Genomic DNA, 23,139 nt, shown 5'->3' on the forward strand with positions numbered 1-23,139 from the left:
AGTTGTATGAGCTAGTTTGGTATTTTTTGCACACAATTTTTTTAATCTGTGTTGAAGTACCCGCTCCGTCAAATTCCTTCAAACACTATAAAGTTTTTTAATAACATAAGGGCGATTATACAGATTTTAAGTGAAATTTGCTATAATAAGGATTTAATTAATCCTTTCCGATAATTATAACGATGAAGGTAAATATTTTAAAAATCCGCAGCTTCATTTTTATCCTCGTTTTCCTGCTTGGGGTTTCACTTGTGATTCCTCTTCACAGGAAAATTGTGTCTTCTGCGGAAAAAATGGTAAATAACCTTTCATCACAGCTTTATGAAAAGACAGGACTTTATTTTTCTTATGAAAATCTTTCTCCTTCAATCCTTTCAAATCTGACTTTGCGAAAAATTAAGTTTATTGATGAAAATCAGAATGTCGTGCTTTCCATCAAAAAAACTAACATTGACTACAGCCTGATAAAACTTATCAAACGTGATTTTGATAACTGCTTTACAAGCTTTGTAATTGACGGTATTGAACTTGATATTGATGAAATCCTTGCCCTTTCAGAAAAACTAAAAAAGAAGGGGAATCCTGTAAAAGGGGAGTCAAAGAAGAAAAAGGCTTTAGCCTTTGATTTTGAATCCTTTAATCAGATGATTCCAAAGAATGTCCGTATTAAAAATATCAGCCTGGCTTATGATAAAAATGGAATTAATGCTTCTGTCAAAGTAAAAAGTTTTGATTTCTGGCCAAATTCGCAGAAAAGCGGTTTGAACTTTACTCTGGATTCTAAAAACCGCCTGCAGCTGGCAAGCCTCAATCAAAAAATTACTATGAATGCAAAGCTTTCCGGTGCTATTTTCCCAGCTGGAGACGGTTCTTACGTTACGGTAAAGCTTTCAAATATTACTAACGGTCTTTATAATGTCAGAAAATTAAATCTTCTTGCAGATTATCAGAATAAAGTTGCCGGTATTCATATTATCCAGAGCGAAAATCCGATTTCTTTTGGAGCTGACTTTCATTTTGATACAAAAGACTTGAATGTTCAGCTTAAAACCAAGGATTTTTATCCGGTTCAGGTTTTGAATTCATCTACCTACAAGAACAAGCTTAAAAAACTTCAGGAGCTTCTTTTAAATACAGACTCTATTGTAAAAATCAATTTTCAGGATATGACCTACGATTACATTTCTGATACTGTAATCAAGCTTCCTGCTTCTCTTTTTGCCGGTACTGCTGAAATAGATTTTTCTTTATATGGTGATGAAACCCACCTTGAATTGTCAAAGTTTAATGCTCAGGGACAGAATATCCTTGCAAATATGAACTTTGACTATATTTTTAAGGATTACAGACTTTCAGGCCTTTTTGAACTTCCTTATTTTGTGCTGGCAAACGGAAAGTCTATTTCAACAGAGCTTTATATTGACCCTCTTGAAAAAGGTTTTGAAGCCTTTTCTCCTCAGCTTTTTATCGGGGATAAATCACTTTCAGCCCTTCAGTTTAAGCTTATTCCACAGACAGATTCTCTATACTACAATTTTGAAGCCTCTGATTTTTCTCACACTGATTTTGGAGATGCCGGTCTTATAAAGGCAGACGGAAATATCCTGCCCGGACAGAAATATGCTGAGCTCAATTTGAACCTGCAGAGTATTTTTGCAGACACCATTGCACTCTTTGCAGCCCAGTTCCTGCAGGAAGAAGGGGCTTCCAAAGTGGAAGGGCTTGCAAAATCCTTAAGTTCAATATTGCTTTCGGGTGACCTTTATCTTTCTACAGACCTGAAATCTCTTTCTTACAACGTGCCTTATATAATTGCGGCAAATATTGCAAAGGAAAATCAGACAGTTCTTCTTTCTTTTGGCGGAAATGAACAGTCTCTGCAGATTAATCAAATGTCTGCCGTATTTGGAAAGATTAATCTTGCAGCCTCTGGCACCCTGGACAGAAATAAAGAAGATGAAGAACTTTTCTTTAACCTTGATCTTGCTTCTTCTTCAATTCCTTATCATTTCTCCGGCAATATCCGTAAGGATTTTATTTCGATTGCAGGAGATTATAATTCTCAGTTCAATCTTAATTTGTATCCAGATTCACGTCTTTCCGGTTCTTTAATGTGCGAAAATCTTCCTATGGCTTATGACCAGATGACTGCGGTGCTTTCTACCCGGTCAAACTTCAGCTTTACCAGGGAAGAAGGGCCTCAAATCCTTGTTAGTCTTTTTGAATTTGAAGCTGCGGGGGCAAATTATACCGTAACACCAAAGGTTATGTTCACTGGAAGCATTACAAAATATGGCGCTCATCTTGATAACCTTGGCTATTCTGATATTTTCTCAACTCTTGCGGGTCAGGCAGACCTTGCCTTTGATTTAAATGACGGAATTTTCAATGCCCTTTCAGTAAATGCAAACCTTAAAAATTCCTATTCAGAAGAATCGGCTCTTTTTACCTTGAATGCTACAAATCCTCTTGCTCAGGGCTTTTCTTTAGAAACGCTGAAAAACGAAATCTATCTTGATTTGCAGATGCAGCTTACAAATTTTAACCTCAATCACTTTACGGTAGCAAAAAGTGAAAATAATTATGTTACTGGCTCTCTTTATGCAACTGGAACCTTTATGCATCCTTATGTAACCCTCAATCTTTCAGATCTTTCTCTTGCTTCTAACGGCGGCGTTACAAAAATTTCTGGTGACCTTTTACTGGAAGAAAGAAACCTTTCAATTCAGAGTCTGGAGCTTAAAAAAGGAAATACCCAGATTTCAGATATGCAGGCTGATTTTTCTCTTGAGACTATGACAGGTTCTGCCAGCGGAAATCTTCTTTCTTATGTAACTAAAAAAAGCATTACAAGTCCTTTTAAGCTGGAGTTTAATAATTCAACTGTCCCTGAAGGTAAGCTTTTCCCGGATTCCTTTATGGTAAATCTTTCTCTGCCTGCAATTAAGGGTGCCTTTATAAAAAAACAGTTCGGCCTTGACCTTAATATTATGTATTCCCAGGGAAATATTAATTTTTATACCTCAGAGAATGCGGGAATTTACGGTTCTGTCACCAGCGATCACTTCCTTGAAGTTAATTTTGATAACAATTCCTTTGCTAAGCTTAAGATTTTTGGCTCAACAGGAAATAAACTTGACCTTAATATTACCGATGTAGACTTTGACCTTGAAAAAGCCTTCGGATATTTTAATTTTGATACTCTCTTTATTGTTAATGGCGGAAAACTTACCGGTTTTGCTGGAATTACAGGAACTTCTTCTGAACCTGATATCAAGGGAAATCTTGGAATTATAGAGCCTCAGCTTATTTTCAGCCTTATTTCTCCTCAAAAGCTTCAGGCCGCCTATACTCCGATAACCATAGAAAACAGTGAAGTCCGAATTGAAGAAACAATTTTTTCTATTAAAAAGACAGAAAAACTGCTTGGCTGGGCAACAATTTTCTTAAACCGCTTCTCTTTTGACCATATGGAAGCAAAACTTAAGTCTATTGAAGATGAAAAATTCCCGGGAAAACTTAAAACCAAGCGTTTTGTAATTAAAAGTGATGTAAATATCGATCTGGATTTGTTCTACGAAAACGGAATTATGGATATCAACGGAAAAATTATCGGCGAAAATACAAGTTTTTCTGCTGACGTTCAGAAAATTGCCAGCCTTAATAATGCAGCTCCTAATGATAAGCGCTTAAATTTCCGTACAGATCTTGATATTCAGCTGGGAAATCACGCAACCTTTATCCTTGATCCAATCCTTCGTGCCGTTCTTGTTCCAAATTCAAGACTTGGAGTTGCTGTAGACACTTATGATGAATCTTATGCCGTAGATGGAAACGTAGGGGTTAGAACCGGTGATATTGCATATTTAAACAGAAGTTTCTATATAAAGGGCGGCCGTATTAAGTTCAATCAGGAAGATTTGTTAAATCCTCTTGTAACCCTGAAGGCAGAAACTCGAGAACGTGATTCAAACGGAAAGAGTGTAACTATTTCGATGGGAGTTGAAAATCAGTATTTAAGGGAGCTTTCTCCACGTTTTTCAGCTTCTCCTGCAAAATCTGAGTCGGAAATCCGTAAGCTTTTAGGCCAGATTGCTATTGCAGATTCTTCTGACAGCTCGGGAATGAGCGGTGCAAGCCTTCTTTTTGCGGCAGGAGATTACGCTATTCAGTCTTCTGTAGGCCGTAAAATTGAAAATTCATTGCGTGAAGTGCTGAATTTTGATATATTTTCAGTGCGAACAAACGTGCTGCAGAATACGTTGAGTTACGGTGTAAGAAGAAATTCCTCTTCTTCAAAGGAAGTCTTTACTATCGGTAACCTTTTGGATAACTCAACTGTTTATATGGGTAAGTACCTTGGAAGCTCGTTATATTTTGATACCATGTTCCATCTTTCGCTTGATGAAACTGTTCAATCTTATGATGAATTAACTGCATCCAACAGCTTAAATTTAAATTTCCAGCCTGAATTTGGTCTGGAACTGGAAGCGCCTTTCGTAAATATTCGATGGAGCGTCTCTCCGGATATCAAAGCCCTGCTTAATCAGCAGTTCAAGCCATCAAGCGCACTGACGCTTTCCTGGAAATTTGAATTCTAATTCAGCGGGTTAATTAAAAATTATTTTGTAAAAAACAAAATGGTAGGGGATATGTATATGCGCCGTAAGTTAGCAGCGTTCTTCGTTTCTTTAATTCTTTGTACTGGCATTTCTTTTGCTCAGGATTCTGATGAAGGTGAGTGGTTCTGGGATCAGCCTATTACAAAAGTCGATTTTGACGGACTTAAAAATGTAAAAAAATCTGAGCTTACAGGCGTTGTCAGCTCTTATATCGGTCAGGGCTTTTCAGAAGAAATCTATAATGAAATGCTTGATAAGCTCTATGCTCTTGATCTCTTTGATGAAATCGAACCATACGCAAAGCATGCCTCAAGAAGTAATAATGATGTCCTGCTTGTTTTTACAGTAACTGAGCGTCCAATTATTAAATCTGTTACCTTTGCCGGCAACAAAAAAATCCGTAATGGTGAACTGCGCGAACAGATTAAAATTAAGGCCAGTGACGTTTATGTTGAATCAAAGGTTTTAGTTGACGAACGTACAATCCGCAACTATTACATTCAGAAAGGTTATACAACTTCAAAGGTATCACACACTGTTCAGGAAACAGAAAACGGTGTAATCGTTACCTATAAAATTGAAGAGGGATCCAGCACTGTTATCCGCCATATTAATTTTGCCGGAAATACCGTTGCCTCTGCCAGAAAATTAAAGTCAAAACTTTCATTGAAGGAAGTTGGCGCATTTAAAGACGGTGCTTTCCAGCAGGCTTCTCTTGAACAGGATAAACAGGCTCTGGTTGCTTTCTATAAAGAACGCGGTTACGTTGATATGTCTGTTCTTGATGTTCAGATTGAAGAGTCTTTCAACGAAAAAAAACAGCGTAATGAACTTTCTCTTTTGTTCTTCCTTCAGGAAGGCAGTCAGTATACTTATACTGGTATCCGCCTTCACGGAAACGAGGTTTTCTCTGAAGCAGAACTTATTAAAATGCCAAAACTTAAGGAAGGTTCAACTTATAACGAAGTAAAATTCCAGGAAATTCTTTCAGGGGTAACCGGTAAATATTATGAAAACGGCTATATGTCAAACCAGTTCTATCCGGTTCCTGCTAAAGATGCCGAAACTCATGAAATTTCTTATGATGTAACGATTGTTGAAGGTTCTCGTGCCCACATCGAAAACGTTATCATCAAAGGTAACAATAAAACAAAGGATTTTGTTATCCGCCGTGAAATTCCTATTGAACCGGGTGATATTTTCAGTCGCGATAAGATTATTTCAGGTCTTCGTAACCTTATGAACCTCCAGTACTTCTCAAGCGTTGTACCGGAGCCTCAGCAGGGAAGTGAACAGGATCTTGTTGACCTTGTTTTCTCTGTAGAAGAGCAGTCAACAACTTCTTTACAGTTCGGTATGACCTTCTCAGGTTCTTCAGATCCTGACAATCCTATTCCAATTTCACTTTTTGTAAAGGTTGAAAACTCTAACCTCTTTGGTGAAGGTAAAACTGTTTCTGCAGGAACTACAATTTCTGCAAACGAACAGTCTGTAGATTTGGGTTATTCTCAGAACTGGATTGGAAGTCTTCCAATTTCCTTGTCTGAATCACTTTCTTTCAGCCACAAATCTGCTTACGTTCTTAATAACCAGTGGCTTCCTGGCGGTGATTTTACCCAGCGTTATTACTACACAAAATATGACGGCTGGTCAGTTTCCCTTTCTTCTGCTCTTGGCCGCCGCTGGTCTTATGACTATGCAATTCTTTCTCTTGGTACGGGTCTTACAAACAGCCTTACTAACTATATTTTTGATGAAGGTATTTTCGTTCCAATCGATCAGGGACTTTCAAAATATGCAAACCGCTGGGGTATCTTAAACGGTGTATGGATCAGTGGTTCTGTTGATAACCGTGATATCAACTATGATCCTACAAAGGGATGGTTCGCAAGTCAGAAATATACCTGGTACGGACTTATTCCTGGACTTGAAAAAGAATTCTTCCTCAGAAGTGATACAAAGCTTGAAGGTTACTTAAAGCTTCTTGACTGGCATGTTACAGAAAACTGGTCTTTGAAGTTTGTATTTGCCGCATATACTGGTTTCTCTGTTCTCTTCCCTGTTAATAATGATATGGTTTCTGATTCTAACAAGGTTTATGTTGACGGTATGTTCAATGGCCGCGGCTGGACAGAAGCTTATAAGGTTGCAAAAGGACAGGCAATGCTCAGTAACCGTCTTGAACTTCGTATGCCAATCGTTCCTAATATCATTGGTATCGACTTCTTCTATGATGCAGTTGCAGTTAAAAACTCTATGAAGGATATGCAGAACCTCAGTATTGAAGACTGGTATTTCAGTTATGGTCCTGGAATCCGCTTCCTTCTTCCTCAGTTCCCTCTGCATCTTTTGTTTGCATGGAAATACAAGCTTAACAGTAATTGGGAACCTGTAAAGGCTTCTGACTGGGGTTCTAACAACAATGTAAGCTGCAGCGACTTCCAGTTTGTACTTTCATTTAATATTACAAACCGTTAAAATATTTTTTGAATAGTTTTTAGGCAGGTATAAAATGAAGAATATAAAGTTTGTTATTCTTGCACTTGTTTTTGGGGTGTTTTGCTCTTCAGGCGCTTTTTCTCAGCAGATTACACGCTTTGGTGTAGTTGATACTGCAAAGGTTTATAATGCTTATTTCAGAAACTCAGCTCCAATCCGTAACTACGAAAAAAAGAAGGCTGAATTTCAGGCAGAAATAAATAAAAGAACTGATGAACTAAGAAGCCTTCAGGAAAAGAAACTGGAATATGAAAATTCCGGTAATGATACTATGGCTCTTCGTACAGAAGCTGAAATAACTAAGAAAAAGGATTATCTTACAGAATATACAAATGCAAAAAATGTTGAGCTTGAAAGCCTGCAAAAATCTCTGAAAAATTCTGATGAATTTTATAAAAAGCTTTACAGCACCCTTTCAAAAATTGCAGAAAGCGGCGGTTACAGTATGATTCTCAGTCTTCAGGACGCAAATGCAATCTTGTGGTACTCATCTTCTGTTGATATCACTAATCAGGTTATTTCTGAACTTGGTCTGAACTAATGTCTTTGGATAATGCAGAAAACCTTACCCCGATGATGCTTCAGTATCGGGAGATAAAATCTAAATATCAGAATGAAGTCGTCTTTTTCCGATTAGGCGACTTCTACGAAATGTTTGATGCTGACGCGGTTGAAGTATCGCGTCTTTTGAATTTAACATTGACTCACCGTGCAAGCCAGCCAATGTGCGGTATTCCTTACCATGCGGCAAAGATTTATATTGCCCGCCTCCTTCGTCTTGGAAAAAAAATCGTAATCTGCGAACAGGTTGGAGAAATTCCTAAGGGCGGAAAGGGTATTGCAGAGAGAAAAGTTGTAGAAATAATTACCCCTGGAACTGCCGTAGAAGCTGAATATCTGGATGGCTTTAAGGCAAGTTATCTTGCAGCCTTGTCTATATCAAAAGCCAGAGCAGGTTTTGCCTTTATTGACGTAACAACTTCCTCTTTCCGGGCAACTTCCTGGCCTGCTAACAAGATGGCAGAAAACTTTTCTAAGGAACTAAACCGTGCTGGTCCCCGTGAATTATTGCTTCCTCTTTCTTTAAAAACTAATTCTGACATTCAGGCTGTTTTAAATGCCAACACAAATATTGCAGTTTCCTATTACCCGGACTGGGATTTTAATTATGACCTTTCCTATAAAAAACTGACGTCCCAGTTTAAGACTGCAAACTTAAAGGCATTTGGGCTTGAAGAAGGCGCTTGCGAAATTGTACCTGCAGGCTTTCTTCTTGATTATCTTGAAAAAACAACTAACGCTTCTATTCCTCATGTAAATTCAATCAGACTCTATCAGGATTCTGAATTTTTGATGATGGATGATTCTTCGCGCAGAAATCTTGAAATTACAGAAAATATGCGCGACGGTACAAGCCAGTTTAGTCTTCTTGAATGTGTCGATTATACAAAGACTGCAATGGGAAGCCGCCTTTTGCGCAACTGGCTTTTGTTTCCCCTTACAAACCTGCGCCAGATAGAAGACCGCCAGAACAGGGTTTCAAATTTTGTAGAAAACCGCCAGCTTTTGGAAAAGGTAAAAGCAGACTTATCTCAGATTCTTGATGTTGAGCGTCTTTCCGGCCGAATTGCAATGGAAAAAGCCCATGCAAAAGATTTGCAGGCACTTCGTCTTAGTCTTGAAGCCTGGTGTAAAATTAAAGAATATCTGAATCAGTATGATTTTTCTTTTGTTTCATCTGATGATTCCTATAAAATATGCGAACTCATAAAAAAATCAATTCTTGATAATCCTGCGACTTCCCTTACAGAAGGCGGAATAATTAATCAGGGCTGGTCAGAAGAACTGGACCACTGGCGTCAGATTCACGATAACTTTAATCTTGTACTTTCTGAATACGAAGAAGAAGAACGGGATGCAACAGGCATTTCGACCCTTAAAATTAAGTATAACAATGCTTCGGGCTATTTTATTGAAGTAAGTAAGGGAAAGCTTTCTTCTGTTCCTTCTCATTTTATTATGCGCCGTGCCCTTGTAAACGGAGACCGCTATACTACAAACCGCCTGCAGGAGCTTGAGCAGCAGCTAAATGAATCTTCTACTAAGATTCTTGAGCTGGAACGCGACTTATTTATTGAAGTCCGCCGCTCTCTTGCCCAGTATATTGAATATCTTTTGCAGATTGCAGACGAAATTGCCAATACTGATGTTACGGCCTCTTTTGCACAGGCAGCAATTTCTCACAGATGGATTCGCCCTGAAATGGACGAGTCCTGTATGTTTGAAATTAAGTCTGGCCGTCACCCTGTAGTAGAAAATCATCTTCCAAGCGGTGAGTTTGTTCCTAATGACAGCCTTATTTCAAGTGATGATGATGCAGTGCCTTCTTTTGACCTGATTACAGGTCCTAACATGGCGGGTAAATCAACTTATCTGCGGCAGAATGCCCTTATAGCTCTTCTTGCCCAGACAGGCTCTTATATTCCTGCCGAAAAGGCTCATCTTGGTATTGTAGACCGCATTTTCTGCCGAGTCGGCGCTTCAGATAACCTTGCAAAGGGAGAATCAACCTTCCTTGTGGAAATGACCGAGACTGCAAATATCCTTCATGCCGCAACAAAACGTTCGCTTGTAATTATGGACGAGGTTGGCCGCGGAACTTCTACAGAAGACGGACTTGCAATTGCCCGCGCAGTTTCTGAATATCTTTTAGATACGATTAAGTGCAAAACCTTCTTTGCAACTCACTATCACGAGCTTTCGCGTATGGAGCATTCCAACCTCAAATTCTTGTGTATGGATGTCAGCGAGCAGCAGGGCAGTGTAGTTTTCCTTAGAAAAATAAAGGAAGGCGTTACAGAAAATTCTTACGGTATTCACGTTGCGGCTCTTGCCGGTATTCCAAAAACTGTAATTGACCGGGCAAAAACAATTCTTACTCATATTCAGAATGCGGCTGCAGAAAAGCCTCTTTTGCTGGACGAAAGTGATAAAACTGATGAACTTCAGAATGAAAGAGAAGTTCCTCAGGCTCCTCTTCAGCCTCCAGCTTCAACTCCAGGACTTTTCAGCGATGAAGAAATCATAATTTCAGAAATCCTATCTGTAGATTTAGATAATATGACACCTATGAATGCCCTGCAGACAATTTCAAGGTGGAAAAAGGAACTTTCCGGTCAGTAAGCCGAAAAAATTAAAAATTTTAAACTTTTTTCTCATTTCATTTCCGAAATTTCATAAGCGGCGGATATATTATATATGTGAAAACGCTGTTTAAAATTAAAAGCCTTGTCCTGACTTTTCTCCGTCTTTTTTACTCTTTGCTTTCGGGCGGGGAAAAATGCATAATATGCGGCAATTTATCTTATCTCCTTCCTCTCTGTCCTGAATGCAGAAAGCTTTTTACTATCGAAGAGGTAAAACGCTGTAAATGCTGTGGAAAGGAATTGATTTCGGAAACTGAACTTTGTATGGAGTGCCGGGAAAATCCTGTTATAAAAAATGTAGATGGAACTTTTCCTCTTTTTTCATACAGACTCTGGAATAAAGAACTTTTGTTCCTCTGGAAAATACAGGGGATAAGGGCTTTGTCCTACTTTTTTGCAGGCCTTGTATTTAAGGCTTTAAAACAATTACAGCTTGAATACCTGGTGCCGGTTCCGCCCCGCCCGGGAAAAATCCGTAAAAATGGCTGGGATCAGATTGATGAGCTTTGTAAGATTCTCAAATATCACTACGGAATAAAAGTGCTGCCGCTTCTTGAGCGAATTTCTTCTACTCAGCAGAAAAAATTAAACAGAGATGAGAGACTTTCTACAATTAAATCTGCCTATGTTTTTTCAAATAAAGCCTTGCTCAATCTGCCTCAGAAGCTCTGTATTATAGATGATGTCTGTACAACAGGGGCAACTCTTGAAACCTGTGCGCAAATCATAAAGGCAAATACTTCTGTAGAAAAAGTCTATGCAATGACTCTTTTTGCAGTTGATTAGCATAAAAACTAAAATGAAGGAGGCCCTGTAAAAACAATAAAAACTTGCATTGCAAAACAAATAATTTGGGAGTATTATAGTAGTATAGACCATAGTACGCTCTAATCAGCGTATTTACACAGGAGACAGACAATATGGCTGAACTTGAATCACAGTTTCAATTGGTTACTTTTCATCTTGGAGAAGAATTGTACGGTGTAAACATCATGGATGTAAAAGAAATCGTAAAACTCCAGAATGTTCGGTTTATTCCGAATGCTCCTTATTATGTAGAAGGAATTATCAATCTTCGTGGTGAAATCATTCCTATTATTGATTTGCACAAACGTTTTAAGCTTCAGAGCGGCTCAGCTTCTTCTGATGCTGATGTAAATGACGGCGGTTTTATCATTTTGAATATCGAAGGCAGCCAGATTGGTATTATTATTGATAAAGTTGAAAGAGTTGTTTCTGTAAAGGCAGAGGATGTAAAAGAGCCTCCTCAGATGCTCAGCGGAATTGGTTCGGAATACATTGAAGGTGTAATCCGCCAGGAACAGGGCTATCTGATTATGCTTAACATCAGAAAACTCTTTAACGCAAAAGAACTTCAGAAAATTATCGAAATGCAATAATGATACAGACATACTCTACTACTATTCGACGAAAAGAAATGGATGCCGTGCTAACCTGCATGGTTGATGAAAAAATCGGTCCAGGTGAATTAAACCAGAGACTTATCCAGCAGGTTAAGGAATTTATTAAATGTGACGGTTGTGTGGCCTTGAGAAGTCCTGCGATTGCTTTAAAATATGCACTCCTGGCTCTCGACCTTGAAAAAAACTCAAAAATTATGATTTCAGCTCTTGCTCCTTTCTGGCAGTATAAGGCCATTGAGGAGTTGGGCTATATTCCGCTTGTTCTTGATGTGGAAGAAGCCACAGGCTTGGTTTCTCCTGCTATTGTTCAGAAAGGCATGGAAGAGGGCGGAAGACTTCTTATTCTGCATGAAACAGAAGGTATACTTCCTGATTTTGAAGGAATTGCTGCTTTAGGCATTCCTTTTATTGAAGATATTTCCCAGAGTGCAGGTGCAAGTGTAAAGATTAAAGACGAAAACGGTAATCCTACCGAAGATTCTAAAAAAGCTGGCACTTTTGGAGTGTACACAATTTTAGGTCTTGAAGAGCGTAATGTTCTTACAGCAGGTGGTGGAGCTGTGCTTATGGCACCTGGCCGCCGCGAATGGATTGTCCTTAAAAAATACACTGATGAAGCAGCTGATACGGATTTGCTTCCTGATATTAACGCAGCTCTTGCCTGGGTTCAGGTTAAAGAATATGCCCGTAATGAAAAGACCCGTAAAGAGCTTTTCGGGGTATTCCATCAGGCTTGTATGATTGGACGTCATAAAACTTTTGCCCGTGAGATGGAAGACGGCTCTACTATGTGCAGCTTCCCTCTGGTGCTTTCAAGTTCCTTTAAGGATGTAAAAGCCTTTGCAGCAAAAAAGGATATTGAAGTACAGCTTGCTTTTGAAAAGTCTGTGATTGCCTGTAAGGAAGAACTTTCTGAAGCCTGTATTCACGCTAAGACCCTTTCTTTGTGCTGTATTCACGTGCCTTTGTATCCGCGTCTTACACATTCTGAAAGTGCAAAAATCGTAAAAGTTTTGAGCGCTTTGCCGTAATTTTTATTGTTTTTATGAGAAAAACTGAATGAAAAAAGTTTTAATAATTGTAAATGTCGGAAAATCTGATTCAAAAGAATTAGCCGGGCAAATTTCTGCTTTTCTCAATACAAAAAATATTCATACAGATTTTTTTAATTTCGACGGATTCTGTCAGGATTCGTCAATTAAAGATTACGATTTAGTTATTACTCTGGGCGGTGACGGAACTGTTCTTTTTGCCGCCCGTAACTGCGTAAAATACAATGTCCCGATTTTTCCTGTAAATTTCGGACAGTTTGGTTTTATTGCCTCTGTTCAGCCAAAGGACTGGAAAGAGGAACTTGAAGCCTTTCTGGAAGGAAAATCAAAAATCATTCAGCGCAGCATGGCAAATGTCCGCGTAATTCATAATGATGAAGAAATATACTGCGGAAATGCCCTGAATGACCTTGTACTTTCTGCGCGTTCTGCTGCAACTACAATTTCGCTTGATGTTTACTACGAAATGCAGCTTTTATGTAAGATAAAAGGCGACGGTCTTATTGTGAGCACTCCTACAGGCTCAACTGCATATTCGGCAGCTGCAGGAGGGCCTATTCTGGATCCTTCTCTGGAAGCTTTTGTAATGACGCCGATTAATTCCTTTTCGCTTTCTTCCCGTCCGATTGTTTTGAATCAGGAAGGGGTGCTCTCTATAAGTGTTGCAGAAAGCCGGGCAGATGGCATAAACCTTCGTCTGGACGGTTCCAAACCTGTAGAATTAAGTGTGGGCGATACGGTTTTAATCAGAAAACTGGAACAGAAGGTGCGGCTTGTTAATTGCACCGCAGATAAGTTTTATTCGGCCCTGCGCTCAAAATTAAACTGGTCGGGAGGACCTCATGCTTGAAGATTTGACAATAAAAGATTTTGCCCTCATCGATTCTGATTATATTGAATTTAATAAAGGCTTTACCGTATTGTCCGGTGAGACAGGTGCGGGAAAATCTATTTTAATAGGTGCCATTTCTTTTTTGCTTGGTGGAAAGGCTGATGCAGGTCAGATTCGAGCAGGTAAAAATGAAGCTAATGTTAGTGCAACTTTTGTTCTAAACGGTAAGCCTGTAAGTTCAGATATTCAGACTTTGATTCAGTCTGATGACGAATATGAGCCCCGAACCGCCTATGAATGGCTTTTTAAACACGGAATAGAAGTAGAAAATAATCGTGTTCTTTTGCGCCGTTTTATCCGCGCTAACGGAAAATCCGGCGGCTGGATAAACGATACTCCTGTTACCAGAAGCGATTTAGCCCAGCTTTCGGCATTTTTAATTGATATTCACGGCCAGCATGAGCACCAGTCTTTGATGAAGGTTTCCGAGCATAGAAAATTCCTCGATGCCCGCGCTGGAATTACTGCTGATGTAGAAGAATTTACAAAACTTTATGCAGCCCTTGTTTCAAAACGCAAGTCTCTTTCTGAATATTCTATGAGCGAAAGTGAACGCCTTAGAAAGCTTGATATGATGAAATTTGCCGTTCAGGAAATAGGGGAGCTTAAGCTTAAAAAAGATGAAGATCTTGCCCTTGAAGAAGAAGAGGCACGCCTTTCCGGCTTTGAAAAAATCTATTCAGAGGTAGAAGGCATTAATCAGCTGCTTTCTGGTGGCCAGGAAGACGTTACAGGAGCCCTTAAAAAACTTATGAGAAGCAGCGCTTACGTGGCAGAGATGGATAAATCTCTTGAAAAACTTAGTGGCCGTCTTGAATCTGCTTTTTATGAACTTTCTGATATTTCTGACGAGTTTTCATCATATCAGTCTAAACTTGTTTTTGATCCGGCCCGTCTTCAGGAAGTCCAGGACAGGCTTTCTGCAATTTACAATCTTAAAAAGAAGTATGCTTCTTCTGTAAATGCTCCGCTTTCAGAAGTTTTGACATTCTTTGACGATGCAAGCCGCTTTATAGAAGAAAACGAAAGCGGCAATGACAAAAAATCTCAGTTTGAAGCAGAAATAAAGGCGCTGGAAAAAGAAGTTCTTCTTCGTGCGGAAAAACTTTCTGCTGCACGTACCCAGGCTGCAAAAATTCTGGAAAAAGAAACTGATGCAATCCTTGCCAATCTTGGAATGGGCGGTACCCGCTTTGGAGTTTCAATAAAATCAAAAGACGGCTCAGAAGTGGAACAGAAATGCGGCCCTTATGGTAAGGACGACATTGAGTTTATGATTAGTGCCAATCCGGGAAATCCTCTTCAGCCGCTTGCAAAAATTGCTTCTGGTGGTGAACTTTCGCGCGTAATGCTTGCCCTTAAGACAATTTTTGCCGAAAGTCAGGCGGATAACGTAGAAACCCTTATTTTTGATGAAATTGACACAGGAATCGGCGGCGAAGTTGCCGTTGCAGTAGGGAACCATATCAAAAATCTTTCTAAAAACCGTCAAATTTTCTGTATTACACATCTAGCGAGCATTGCAGTTTATGCCGATAATCAGATTAAGATAGAGAAAAGTGTTTCCGGAGAAATTACATCATCTAATGTTCATCCTATTGAGGGCGAAGAAAGAGTCAGTGAAATTGCCCGTATGCTTTCCGGTGATGCTCAAACAGAAGAATCTCTGGAACACGCTCGCTCTATGCTCAATAAATTTTGCGGGGGATTTTAATGGCAAAAATTTCAGATGAACGCAGGCTTCATTTTACAGAGACAATTGCGCCTTACAAAGAAAAAATCAATCAGATGCTGGAAAAAGAAAAGACCATGCTGAACGGTATGCACGAAGGCGATATGGATTTTGAAAATAAAAAAGTCCTTCTGTGTGAAGATATGATTTATATCGCTTCACTTTACATGGCAGAAAATGCGCTTTCAGTGAAGGTTATGGAAGTAAAAAATAATGATGCCTTGAATGATGCCCGTAAAATGATTTATAAGGCCATTATTTATCTTGAAGAAATTGTTACCCCGACTATTGATATTCCTTATTCAGACCTTGTTCCTAAGCATGAACGTATTATGAACCTTACTATTGCCCGCCGTTATACAATTATACGTAAGCTGGGACTTGCAATTAATCTTTTGCGGGATGCCTTTGGCGATAATTCAAAATGGAGATGGACTTTTGTTGAGATTGAAGGCCGCTTTGCAACTGTTGCAAAAAACCTTATTGATATGAAATCTGCTACAAAAGATTATTTTGATCCGTCTTCACTGGATTATGAAACAACAGTTTTCTATATCAGGATGATTACAAAAATGCTTTCTGATTCTGCTGATGCTTACCGCGATAAATATGAACTTTCAACCCGTCGTGTAGATGATATGCGCAATGCAATCAGATATCTTCTTGCACTTCGTAAACTTTATATAGCAATCGGCAATGCAGAGCCTGCTGAAGAAGCAAAGAAAAAGGCTGTTGTCTGGAAAGACAGAATGGATGCCGACGCTAAAAAGGGTATAAGCAACTAATGGACACAAAACTTTTTCTTCGTATTTTTGAGGGCTTTTCTATACAGCGCTGGAATGATCTTATCCGACCCTTTGATATGGTAGAAATGGATAAGGCCGCCGAAAAAATGGTTCTGGCATATATCATCGGAAAATATGAAGAAAATAAAGGGCATTTTATCGACTGGGAATGGATAATTTATGCTTCTTTCTTTGATTTACTTAGAAAAATTGCTCTTTGTGATATCAAGGCTCCTGTTCAGCAGATGCTTAAGCGGGAATTTCTTGATGAATACATGCGTCTGAATGAGTGGGTATTAAATCAGTACAGAGGTCTTATTAACGATGACGATTTATTTTCAAAATTTACAATTTATGTAGGTCAGAAGGCAGGATACTTTAAACTGTCTCAGGAACTTATTCCATCTTTACGTGTTTACAATGCCGCCCACAAATATGCAACAATGCGTGAGCTTGATATGCTGGCTGTTGTAAACGAAAAGCAGCGTCTGGAAAAAATCTACACAGAGCTACAGGCAGATATTCAACCCTTTCTGGATCTGGAAGGTCTTCAGAAGATTATGACTCATCAGAAACCTTTTGATTTTCTTATGAAAATTGAACAGCTGCGTTTTCAGACCCGCTGGAATCAGACTCCGCGAGTTCCTGCAACTTCTGTTCTTGGTCACTGTTTTTATGTTGCAACCATGACAATGCTTCTTGGACGTCAGTCAAATCCTAATATGTGCAAGCGAAGAATTATCAATAATTTCTTCAGCGCCCTTTTCCACGATTTACCGGAATCTGTTACCCGGGACATTATTTCTCCTGTAAAGCAGGCAACAGACGGCCTTCCTGACATTGTAAAAAAGATTGAAGATGAAATTGTTGCAAAAGAACTTGTGCCGCTTATGGAAGATTTCTTCCGAGATGAAATAATTTATTATACCTCTGATGAATTCTCTGACAGAATCCTTGATTCTGAAAAGCAGGTAAAGAAAGTTTCCTGGGAAGATTTGAATAATTTTTACAACGAGGATGAACTTAATCCTGTTGACGGCCGTCTTGTAAGAATCTGTGATCATCTTTCAGCCCTTATGGAAGCAGATATTTCTATAAAGCACGGAATTACATCAACTCATCTGGCAACTGGACGAGCCGGTATGCTTTCTCATTATAAAGAAGGGGAAGTTATCAGCGGAATTAACGTTTATAAGCTTTTTCACGAGATTACGGCATAATTTTCCGCCTGCAAAAAGACTTAAAAATCCTTTCAGTTCCATTTTTTAATGCCGATAAATATAGTATGAAGAAATTTGTACTATTGACTTTGATTGCAATCACAAACTTTGCACTTTCTTTTGCCGATACAACCTATGTTGTTGAAAAAGGCGATACTCTATATTCTATCAGCCGTAAAAATCAGATTACAGTTGCAGAACTCAGAACTGCCAATAATCTTTCAGAAAATGATGTCCTTAAGGCCGGTCAGAAAATCATAATCCCTGAGGCTGATATCGGAACTGCTGCGGCTCTTTCTTCTTCAAATCAGAAATCAGCTCCAAAGGTAAGTTCTAATGCTCAGACTTCCTCTTATGTTGTTCAGAAAGGCGACACTCTTTACGGTATTGCAAGAAAAAACGGAATGAAGGTGCCTGAACTTCTGGCTTTAAATAATCTTGATAATAATGCAGTAATCAAAGTTGGACAGAAATTAAAGATTTCAAGCGGCTCTCAGCTTTCGCAGGGTGCACTTCCTTCTTCAACTTCAAAAACTACTCCGGTATATAATCAGGACAATTCAAGTCCTGTTTCTACCACAACAATCAGACTCGACGATAAAGCTCCAGATACAAGAACTTACGGTTCAACAGTATCTTCAGATGCAAATACAAAATGGCCTGTAAAAAATCCGCGAATTACTTCGGTAAAAGGAAAAGTTTCAGGCGTGCAGCTTTCAGCCTCTCAGAATGAAAAGGTTTTGTGTATTCATGAAGGTACTGTAATGTATGTTGGTGTTTACCGTGGTTTTGGTCAGGTTCTCTTTGTTCAGTCAAAGACCGGCCTTATTTATGCCTACACAGGACTTGGCAGCGTAAACGTTAAGAAGGGTGATTATGCTGTAAGCGGCGCAGATTTAGGAACTGCTGGCGTTGATCCTATCAGCGGAAAGCCTGGAATTACATTTATGGTATTCCAGAACGGCCAGCCAATCGATCCTAGAACTGCTCCAAGGAACTAGACTTTCTGAACAGGGGATGTATCCCTTAAAATCCGCAGAAATAATTCTTTACAGGTCACAGCATCGTCAAAGGCACGGTGCGAGTGACCTTTATTTATTTTTAGGGCATCGGCAAGGTAATCAAGCTTATGTCTTTCTGCCTTGGGGTAGGCCCAGCGGGAAATGCGTAGGGTATCAAGTGCCTGGTTACGTACATAAGGAAGCCCGTTTTTCTCACACTCAGAATTCAAAAAGTTCAAATCAAACTGAACATTGTGGCCCATTAAAATTGAATCGCCGATAAAATCGATAAAACGGGGTAAAACCTCTTTTATGTAAGGTGCTCCGCATACCATTGAGTCAGTTATTTTTGTAATTTGTGTGATTATTGGTGGAATAGGAAGATTAGGATTTATAAGGGTGGAGAAGCGGTCAAGCTCTCCATCCTTATTGAATTTTACAGCACCAATTTCGATTATTGTGCAGGTTTCCGCCTTTATGCCTGTAGTTTCGGTATCAAAGGCGGTGATGACTGCTCCGCTGTTTAAGAGCTTGAGCAGCCGTCTGTTATCCTGCAAAATCCTGTTGTAGTGCTGCATTTATTTATTTTGAAGCGGCATCAAGAATAGAGTTGATGTCAGCTTCGATTGCGTTACAGAATGTGCCAGCCTTAGCTTTTGCATCCTTAAGCCATGCATCGCTTCCGTCTCCTGCAGGGATTACAGAGTTGATGTAGAACTTAATCTTAGGCTCTGTTCCGGATGGACGAGCACTTACGATTGTACCGCTTTCAAGGTAGAACTGAAGTACATTGCTCTTTGGAAGAGTAATTGCTTCTTTCTTTGAAGGATTTGCAGGATCGAATACTGTGCTTTCCTGAACGTCGCGGATTTTTACAACTTTTTCGCCGCCCAAAGTCTTAAGACCTTCTGTGCGGAGTTTAGCCATAATGCCTTTCATAACCTGAACGCCAGAGCTTCCCGGGAAGTTCTTAGAAATAGCGCGGTCTTCAAAGTAGCCGTATTCTTTATACATGTCATCAAGGTGTTCAAGAAGTGATTTACCCTGTGAACGCCAGTAAAGAATCATTTCTGCACACATAGCTGCGGCAGAAACACCGTCTTTATCCATAACGTCTTTTTCAATCTTGTAGCCGTAGCTCTCTTCAAGACCAAATACGTAGTTGTGAGTTCCTGCTTTTTCAAAGTCTTCTTCTGCTGCTGCAATCCATTTGAAACCTGTAAGACATTCAACAAGTGCGATATTGTGCTTCTTGCAGATTGCGTCTCCAAAGTTTGAAGTAACAATAGAGCGGATGATTGCAGGATTCTTTGGCATTTTGCCGAATTCTTCGCGGCTGCGGATTACATAGTCCATCAAAAGGGCACCCATCTGGTTTCCGCTAAGAAGAACGAAGTTTCCGTCCTTGTCTGGGAAAGCTGTACCAAAGCGGTCTGAGTCTGGGTCAGTTGCCATTACACCGTCTGCCTTTTCCTTCTTTGCAAGTTCAACTGCAAGAGTAAGGGCTGGTTTTTCTTCTGGGTTTGGCTTTTCTACAGTAGGGAAGTTTCCATCCGGTTCGCGCTGCTCTGGAACTGTAATTACTTTAAGTCCCAAATCACCAAGAACTTTTTCTACGTGCATAGCACCAGTTCCGTGGAGTGGTGTGTAAACAATGCGGATATCCTTTGCCTTTTCTTTGATAAGTTCAGGGCGGAAGAGCTGTGCCTTACACATAGCCCAGAATTTTTCATCAATTTCTTTATCAATGATTACAAGTTTTTCTTCTGCAATGGCCTGAACACGAGTCATTGTCTTAACTTCTGTAACCTTGTTTACTTCTTCAATGATACCAACATCATGTGGCTCAATTACCTGAGCACCGTTATCCCAGTAAGCCTTGTAACCGTTGTACATACGTGGGTTGTGAGATGCTGTTACTACAACACCAGTTTTTGCTCCCAGCTGGCGGATTGCAAATGACAATTCCGGAGTAGGGCGAAGGCTTGAGAAAAGGTAAGCCTTAATTCCGTTTGCAGCAAAAATCAAAGCAGTTGCTTCTGCAAAAACGTCTGAGTTCAAGCGGCTGTCGTAAGCAACAACTGCGCTCAAAGTTCCTGCTTTTGCTTCGTTAGGGAATGCCTTAAGAACATAGTTTGCAAGACCCTGTGTAGCCTTGTTGATTTCCAATGTATTCATGCGGTTTGTACCGCCGCCCATAATTCCGCGGAGTCCGCCTGTACCGAATTCAAGAGTCTGATAGAATCTGTCTTCAAGCTCTTTGTAATCTTCTTTAGCAATGAGTTCTTCAACTTCTTTACTGAAGCGAAGGTCTTTTTCTTCTGCAATGTAAGCTTTTGCTCTCTTTAAGATTTCTGCCTGTTCCATTCAAAATTCTCCTGTGTGTGTAAGCCCGCCGGTCAGAGCGGGCGCTGTTCTATTAACCTAATTATTATAAGTGATTTTTATTGATTTTGCTACCATTCATGTTAAAATATACTATATATTGTGGATTTAAGTTTTTCTAAAAAGATAAAACAGCTTGGTTCTCTCTTTTCTACTATTGCAATTATTATAATTTCAATAACCTTGATTTCTTTTGTATATTTTCGAATGTACTTTATAGTAGAAAAAAGTTGTCTTTCAGAACTTAAAAATGTTTCTGAAAGAATCGGGAATTCTTTCTCTTCAGACATTCAGTATCAAAGTCTCTTTTTGCAGGATTATGCTGATGTAATTATCGCCAATAAACTGGAAAATAAAAATCAGATTATTAATTTTATGAAGAATTTTAAGTTTTCTTCAAATACCTATGATGTAAATATTATGCTTCCTGACGGAACAATAGTTTGTCGTGGTGGCAAAACCTTAAAAATATCTGATGATACTTATTATTTACGTCATTCAACGCAGGGAGAAAATTTTTCGCCAATAAAACCTAGCTTTACCGAAACTATTGTTTCTATAGATCATTATTATCCGGTTTCCATTGACGGAAAGGTAGTCTGCATTTTGTTCTGCGAAATTGATCTGGATTTTCTTGCAAACGAAGGAATCCAGCCTATTTACGGCGGTAATGCAGATTATATCATTTTTAATCCTCAAACCCGTGAAATGTATGTTAATACCTACTCAAGACTCACGGGCAACCTGTATGCCTTTTTGACACGACTTATCTATCCTAAAAATATGGTAGATGAAATTATTGCTGAAAGTGAAAAGCTTCAGGTTTTCTCTTCTGAAGTTCATAGTCTTGGCGAAAAATTATACTTTTATTCAGCCCCGCTGAATGTTGAAAACTTTTCTATCTGTGTTTTTGGTAAGAAAACAGTAATTTTCCAGGATTTATATATTTTCAGAACTACGGCCTTAAAGTTCATTGTAATAATGTGCGTGGTTTTCTCTGTTTACCTTATCTTCATGATAAAAACTACAAGAGAGCGCATTAATATTTCCATTATGGAAGAAAGAGTTAAAAAGGCTGAATCGGAAGCAAAATATAAGACAGTTTTCCTTTCTTCAATGAGTCATGATATCAGAACTCCAATGAACGCAATTGTAGGCTATATAAACCTTGCAATTTTAAATACTTCTGATGAAATAAGGATGAAGCAGTATCTTTCAAAAAGTCTTGCTGCCAGCAATCATCTTCTATCTCTTATTAATGAAATTCTTGATATCAGCCGAATTGAAAGCGGAAAAAATCAAACATAAAGGAAACCGAATAGTGATTTACGCGAAATTCTTCATGATGTAGATAATATTCTTTCTGTTCAGACCCAGCCTAAAAAGCAGGAGTTTGTCATTAATTCAGAAACTCTGACTAATTCCTACGTAATGTGTGATAAGCTTCATTTGCAGCAGATTCTTATTAATATTCTTGGAAATTCCGTAAAGTATACTCAAAAGCACGGAAGCATTTCCCTTACCGTAAGGGAAAAATTAGTGCTTTCTGCTAACGAAAAATCCTCTTCCGAATACGAATTCATTATGAAGGATAACGGAATTGGTATGAGCAGTGAGTTCCTAAAGCACGTATTTGAGCCTTTCAGCCGCCAGAAACTTGTAGAAGACAGGGTAAGCGGAACAGGTCTTGGACTTGCAATCTGTAAAACTCTTATAGAGAGGATGAACGGAACTATTGAAATCAACAGTGCTGAAAATGTCGGAACCGAAACAATTGTAAGGCTCAGATTTAATCATATTTCTCAGGAACAGTATGAAAAGGAAAAATATATTTCCTTGAATCACGACAGTTCACGAATTGATTCGAAACTCAGTAATTCAATCAGAAATTACCGTGGAAAAGTTCTTCTACTTGCTGATGATAATGATTTTAACCGCGAAATTTCGACAGAACTTCTGCAGAGGGCTGGTTTTAAGGTTGAAGAGGCTAGAAACGGGCAGGAAGCGGTAGAAAAGGTAAAGGTGAGTGTTCCTGGTTATTATTCAGCCGTGCTTATGGATATTCAGATGCCGGTTTTGAATGGTTTTGAAGCCACAAGACTTATTCGTGATCTTCCGGATCTTGCTCTTTCTCAAATTCCTATTGTTGCAGTTACGGCTAATGCTTTTGAAGAAGATATTCAGATGGCAAAAAAAGAAGGTATGAATGCCTATATTGTAAAGCCGATTAACATTAATAAATTATTTACTGTTTTGGATGAAATTTTTGTGAAAAAAATTGATAACTTGGTGTAAAATATATTCTATAAAATAAGGCGGGA

At 39.0% G+C, this 23,139-nt stretch carries 16 protein-coding genes; 14 read left to right on the forward strand and 2 right to left on the reverse strand.

Annotation, left to right across the window (positions count from 1 at the left end):
• Positions 1-182 precede the first annotated feature (182 nt).
• The 12 genes from MSI_RS10095 to MSI_RS10150 all read left to right on the forward strand — a co-directional run bounded on the left by MSI_RS10095 (position 183) and on the right by MSI_RS10150 (position 18,433).
• Complete coding sequence (locus MSI_RS10095; protein ID WP_009106521.1) at positions 183-4,601, forward strand: translocation/assembly module TamB domain-containing protein; 4,419 nt, start codon at positions 183-185, stop codon at positions 4,599-4,601.
• Between the two features lie 57 nt (positions 4,602-4,658).
• Positions 4,659-7,100 (forward strand): outer membrane protein assembly factor BamA, encoded by a 2,442-nt coding sequence (gene bamA, locus MSI_RS10100; RefSeq protein WP_039924682.1) that lies wholly within the window; start codon positions 4,659-4,661, stop codon positions 7,098-7,100.
• A gap of 34 nt (positions 7,101-7,134) precedes the next feature.
• Positions 7,135-7,662 carry an OmpH family outer membrane protein gene (locus MSI_RS10105; protein ID WP_009106525.1) on the forward strand — a complete coding sequence of 176 codons (528 nt, stop codon included), beginning with the start codon at positions 7,135-7,137 and terminating at the stop codon, positions 7,660-7,662.
• Positions 7,662-10,304 (forward strand): DNA mismatch repair protein MutS, encoded by a 2,643-nt coding sequence (gene mutS, locus MSI_RS10110; protein WP_009106527.1) that lies wholly within the window; start codon positions 7,662-7,664, stop codon positions 10,302-10,304. Before MSI_RS10105 ends, mutS begins: the two co-directional genes overlap by 1 nt.
• Positions 10,305-10,381: 77 nt before the next feature.
• On the forward strand, positions 10,382-11,113 hold the full coding sequence (locus tag MSI_RS10115; protein ID WP_039924683.1) for a ComF family protein: 732 nt from the start codon (positions 10,382-10,384) through the stop codon (positions 11,111-11,113).
• A gap of 134 nt (positions 11,114-11,247) precedes the next feature.
• Positions 11,248-11,727, forward strand: coding sequence for a chemotaxis protein CheW (locus MSI_RS10120; protein WP_009106531.1), 480 nt, complete (start codon positions 11,248-11,250; stop codon positions 11,725-11,727).
• On the forward strand, positions 11,724-12,782 hold the full coding sequence (locus tag MSI_RS10125) for a DegT/DnrJ/EryC1/StrS family aminotransferase (protein WP_039924684.1): 1,059 nt from the start codon (positions 11,724-11,726) through the stop codon (positions 12,780-12,782). Before MSI_RS10120 ends, MSI_RS10125 begins: the two co-directional genes overlap by 4 nt.
• 28 nt (positions 12,783-12,810) lie before the next feature.
• Complete coding sequence (locus tag MSI_RS10130; protein ID WP_009106535.1) at positions 12,811-13,653, forward strand: NAD(+)/NADH kinase; 843 nt, start codon at positions 12,811-12,813, stop codon at positions 13,651-13,653.
• Positions 13,646-15,409 (forward strand): DNA repair protein RecN, encoded by a 1,764-nt coding sequence (gene recN / locus MSI_RS10135; protein ID WP_009106538.1) that lies wholly within the window; start codon positions 13,646-13,648, stop codon positions 15,407-15,409. The genes MSI_RS10130 and recN overlap by 8 nt, the downstream gene beginning before the upstream one ends.
• Positions 15,409-16,212 carry a hypothetical protein gene (locus MSI_RS10140; RefSeq protein ID WP_009106539.1) on the forward strand — a complete coding sequence of 268 codons (804 nt, stop codon included), beginning with the start codon at positions 15,409-15,411 and terminating at the stop codon, positions 16,210-16,212. The genes recN and MSI_RS10140 overlap by 1 nt, the downstream gene beginning before the upstream one ends.
• Entirely contained in the window at positions 16,212-17,432 is a 1,221-nt protein-coding gene (locus tag MSI_RS10145; RefSeq protein ID WP_009106541.1) for an HD family hydrolase, read from the forward strand. The genes MSI_RS10140 and MSI_RS10145 overlap by 1 nt, the downstream gene beginning before the upstream one ends.
• A gap of 65 nt (positions 17,433-17,497) precedes the next feature.
• The gene (locus MSI_RS10150) at positions 17,498-18,433 is read left to right on the forward strand and encodes a M23 family metallopeptidase (protein WP_009106543.1); all 936 of its coding nucleotides are present in this window, start codon (positions 17,498-17,500) and stop codon (positions 18,431-18,433) included.
• Here the strand turns inward: MSI_RS10150 and MSI_RS10155 are convergent.
• Together MSI_RS10155 and MSI_RS10160 are read right to left on the reverse strand one after the other, a co-directional pair.
• Positions 18,430-19,011 carry a PolC-type DNA polymerase III gene (locus MSI_RS10155; RefSeq protein WP_009106545.1) on the reverse strand — a complete coding sequence of 194 codons (582 nt, stop codon included), beginning with the start codon at positions 19,009-19,011 and terminating at the stop codon, positions 18,430-18,432. The genes MSI_RS10150 and MSI_RS10155 overlap by 4 nt on opposite strands.
• A 4-nt stretch (positions 19,012-19,015) precedes the next feature.
• Positions 19,016-20,800 carry a phospho-sugar mutase gene (locus MSI_RS10160; protein WP_009106547.1) on the reverse strand — a complete coding sequence of 595 codons (1,785 nt, stop codon included), beginning with the start codon at positions 20,798-20,800 and terminating at the stop codon, positions 19,016-19,018.
• Between the two features lie 120 nt (positions 20,801-20,920).
• Here MSI_RS10160 and MSI_RS10165 point away from each other — a divergent pair, with 120 nt between their 5' ends.
• Positions 20,921-22,126 carry a HAMP domain-containing sensor histidine kinase gene (locus tag MSI_RS10165; protein ID WP_009106549.1) on the forward strand — a complete coding sequence of 402 codons (1,206 nt, stop codon included), beginning with the start codon at positions 20,921-20,923 and terminating at the stop codon, positions 22,124-22,126.
• 123 nt (positions 22,127-22,249) lie between these two features.
• Positions 22,250-23,113: an ATP-binding protein gene (locus MSI_RS10170; RefSeq protein ID WP_009106551.1), complete on the forward strand. Its 864-nt coding sequence runs from the start codon at positions 22,250-22,252 to the stop codon at positions 23,111-23,113.
• Positions 23,114-23,139 lie beyond the last annotated feature (26 nt).

The sequence above is a fragment of the Treponema sp. JC4 genome, from assembly GCF_000260795.1.
Classification (GTDB): Bacteria; Spirochaetota; Spirochaetia; order Treponematales; family Treponemataceae; genus Treponema_D.

What these genes read in the sequence shown, in the direction of transcription:
- MSI_RS10120 (WP_009106531.1), top strand. Translation starts at nt 11,248, where the DNA reads ATGGCTGAACTTGAATCACAGTTTCAATTGGTTACTTTTCATCTTGGA.
- recN (WP_009106538.1), top strand. Translation starts at nt 13,646, where the DNA reads ATGCTTGAAGATTTGACAATAAAAGATTTTGCCCTCATCGATTCTGAT.
- MSI_RS10145 (WP_009106541.1), top strand. Translation starts at nt 16,212, where the DNA reads ATGGACACAAAACTTTTTCTTCGTATTTTTGAGGGCTTTTCTATACAG.
- MSI_RS10150 (WP_009106543.1), top strand. Translation starts at nt 17,498, where the DNA reads ATGAAGAAATTTGTACTATTGACTTTGATTGCAATCACAAACTTTGCA.
- MSI_RS10095 (WP_009106521.1), top strand. Translation starts at nt 183, where the DNA reads ATGAAGGTAAATATTTTAAAAATCCGCAGCTTCATTTTTATCCTCGTT.
- MSI_RS10170 (WP_009106551.1), top strand. Translation starts at nt 22,250, where the DNA reads ATGTGTGATAAGCTTCATTTGCAGCAGATTCTTATTAATATTCTTGGA.
- MSI_RS10155 (WP_009106545.1), bottom strand. Translation starts at nt 19,011, where the DNA reads ATGCAGCACTACAACAGGATTTTGCAGGATAACAGACGGCTGCTCAAG.
- MSI_RS10160 (WP_009106547.1), bottom strand. Translation starts at nt 20,800, where the DNA reads ATGGAACAGGCAGAAATCTTAAAGAGAGCAAAAGCTTACATTGCAGAA.
- bamA (WP_039924682.1), top strand. Translation starts at nt 4,659, where the DNA reads ATGCGCCGTAAGTTAGCAGCGTTCTTCGTTTCTTTAATTCTTTGTACT.
- MSI_RS10140 (WP_009106539.1), top strand. Translation starts at nt 15,409, where the DNA reads ATGGCAAAAATTTCAGATGAACGCAGGCTTCATTTTACAGAGACAATT.
- mutS (WP_009106527.1), top strand. Translation starts at nt 7,662, where the DNA reads ATGTCTTTGGATAATGCAGAAAACCTTACCCCGATGATGCTTCAGTAT.
- MSI_RS10105 (WP_009106525.1), top strand. Translation starts at nt 7,135, where the DNA reads ATGAAGAATATAAAGTTTGTTATTCTTGCACTTGTTTTTGGGGTGTTT.
- MSI_RS10130 (WP_009106535.1), top strand. Translation starts at nt 12,811, where the DNA reads ATGAAAAAAGTTTTAATAATTGTAAATGTCGGAAAATCTGATTCAAAA.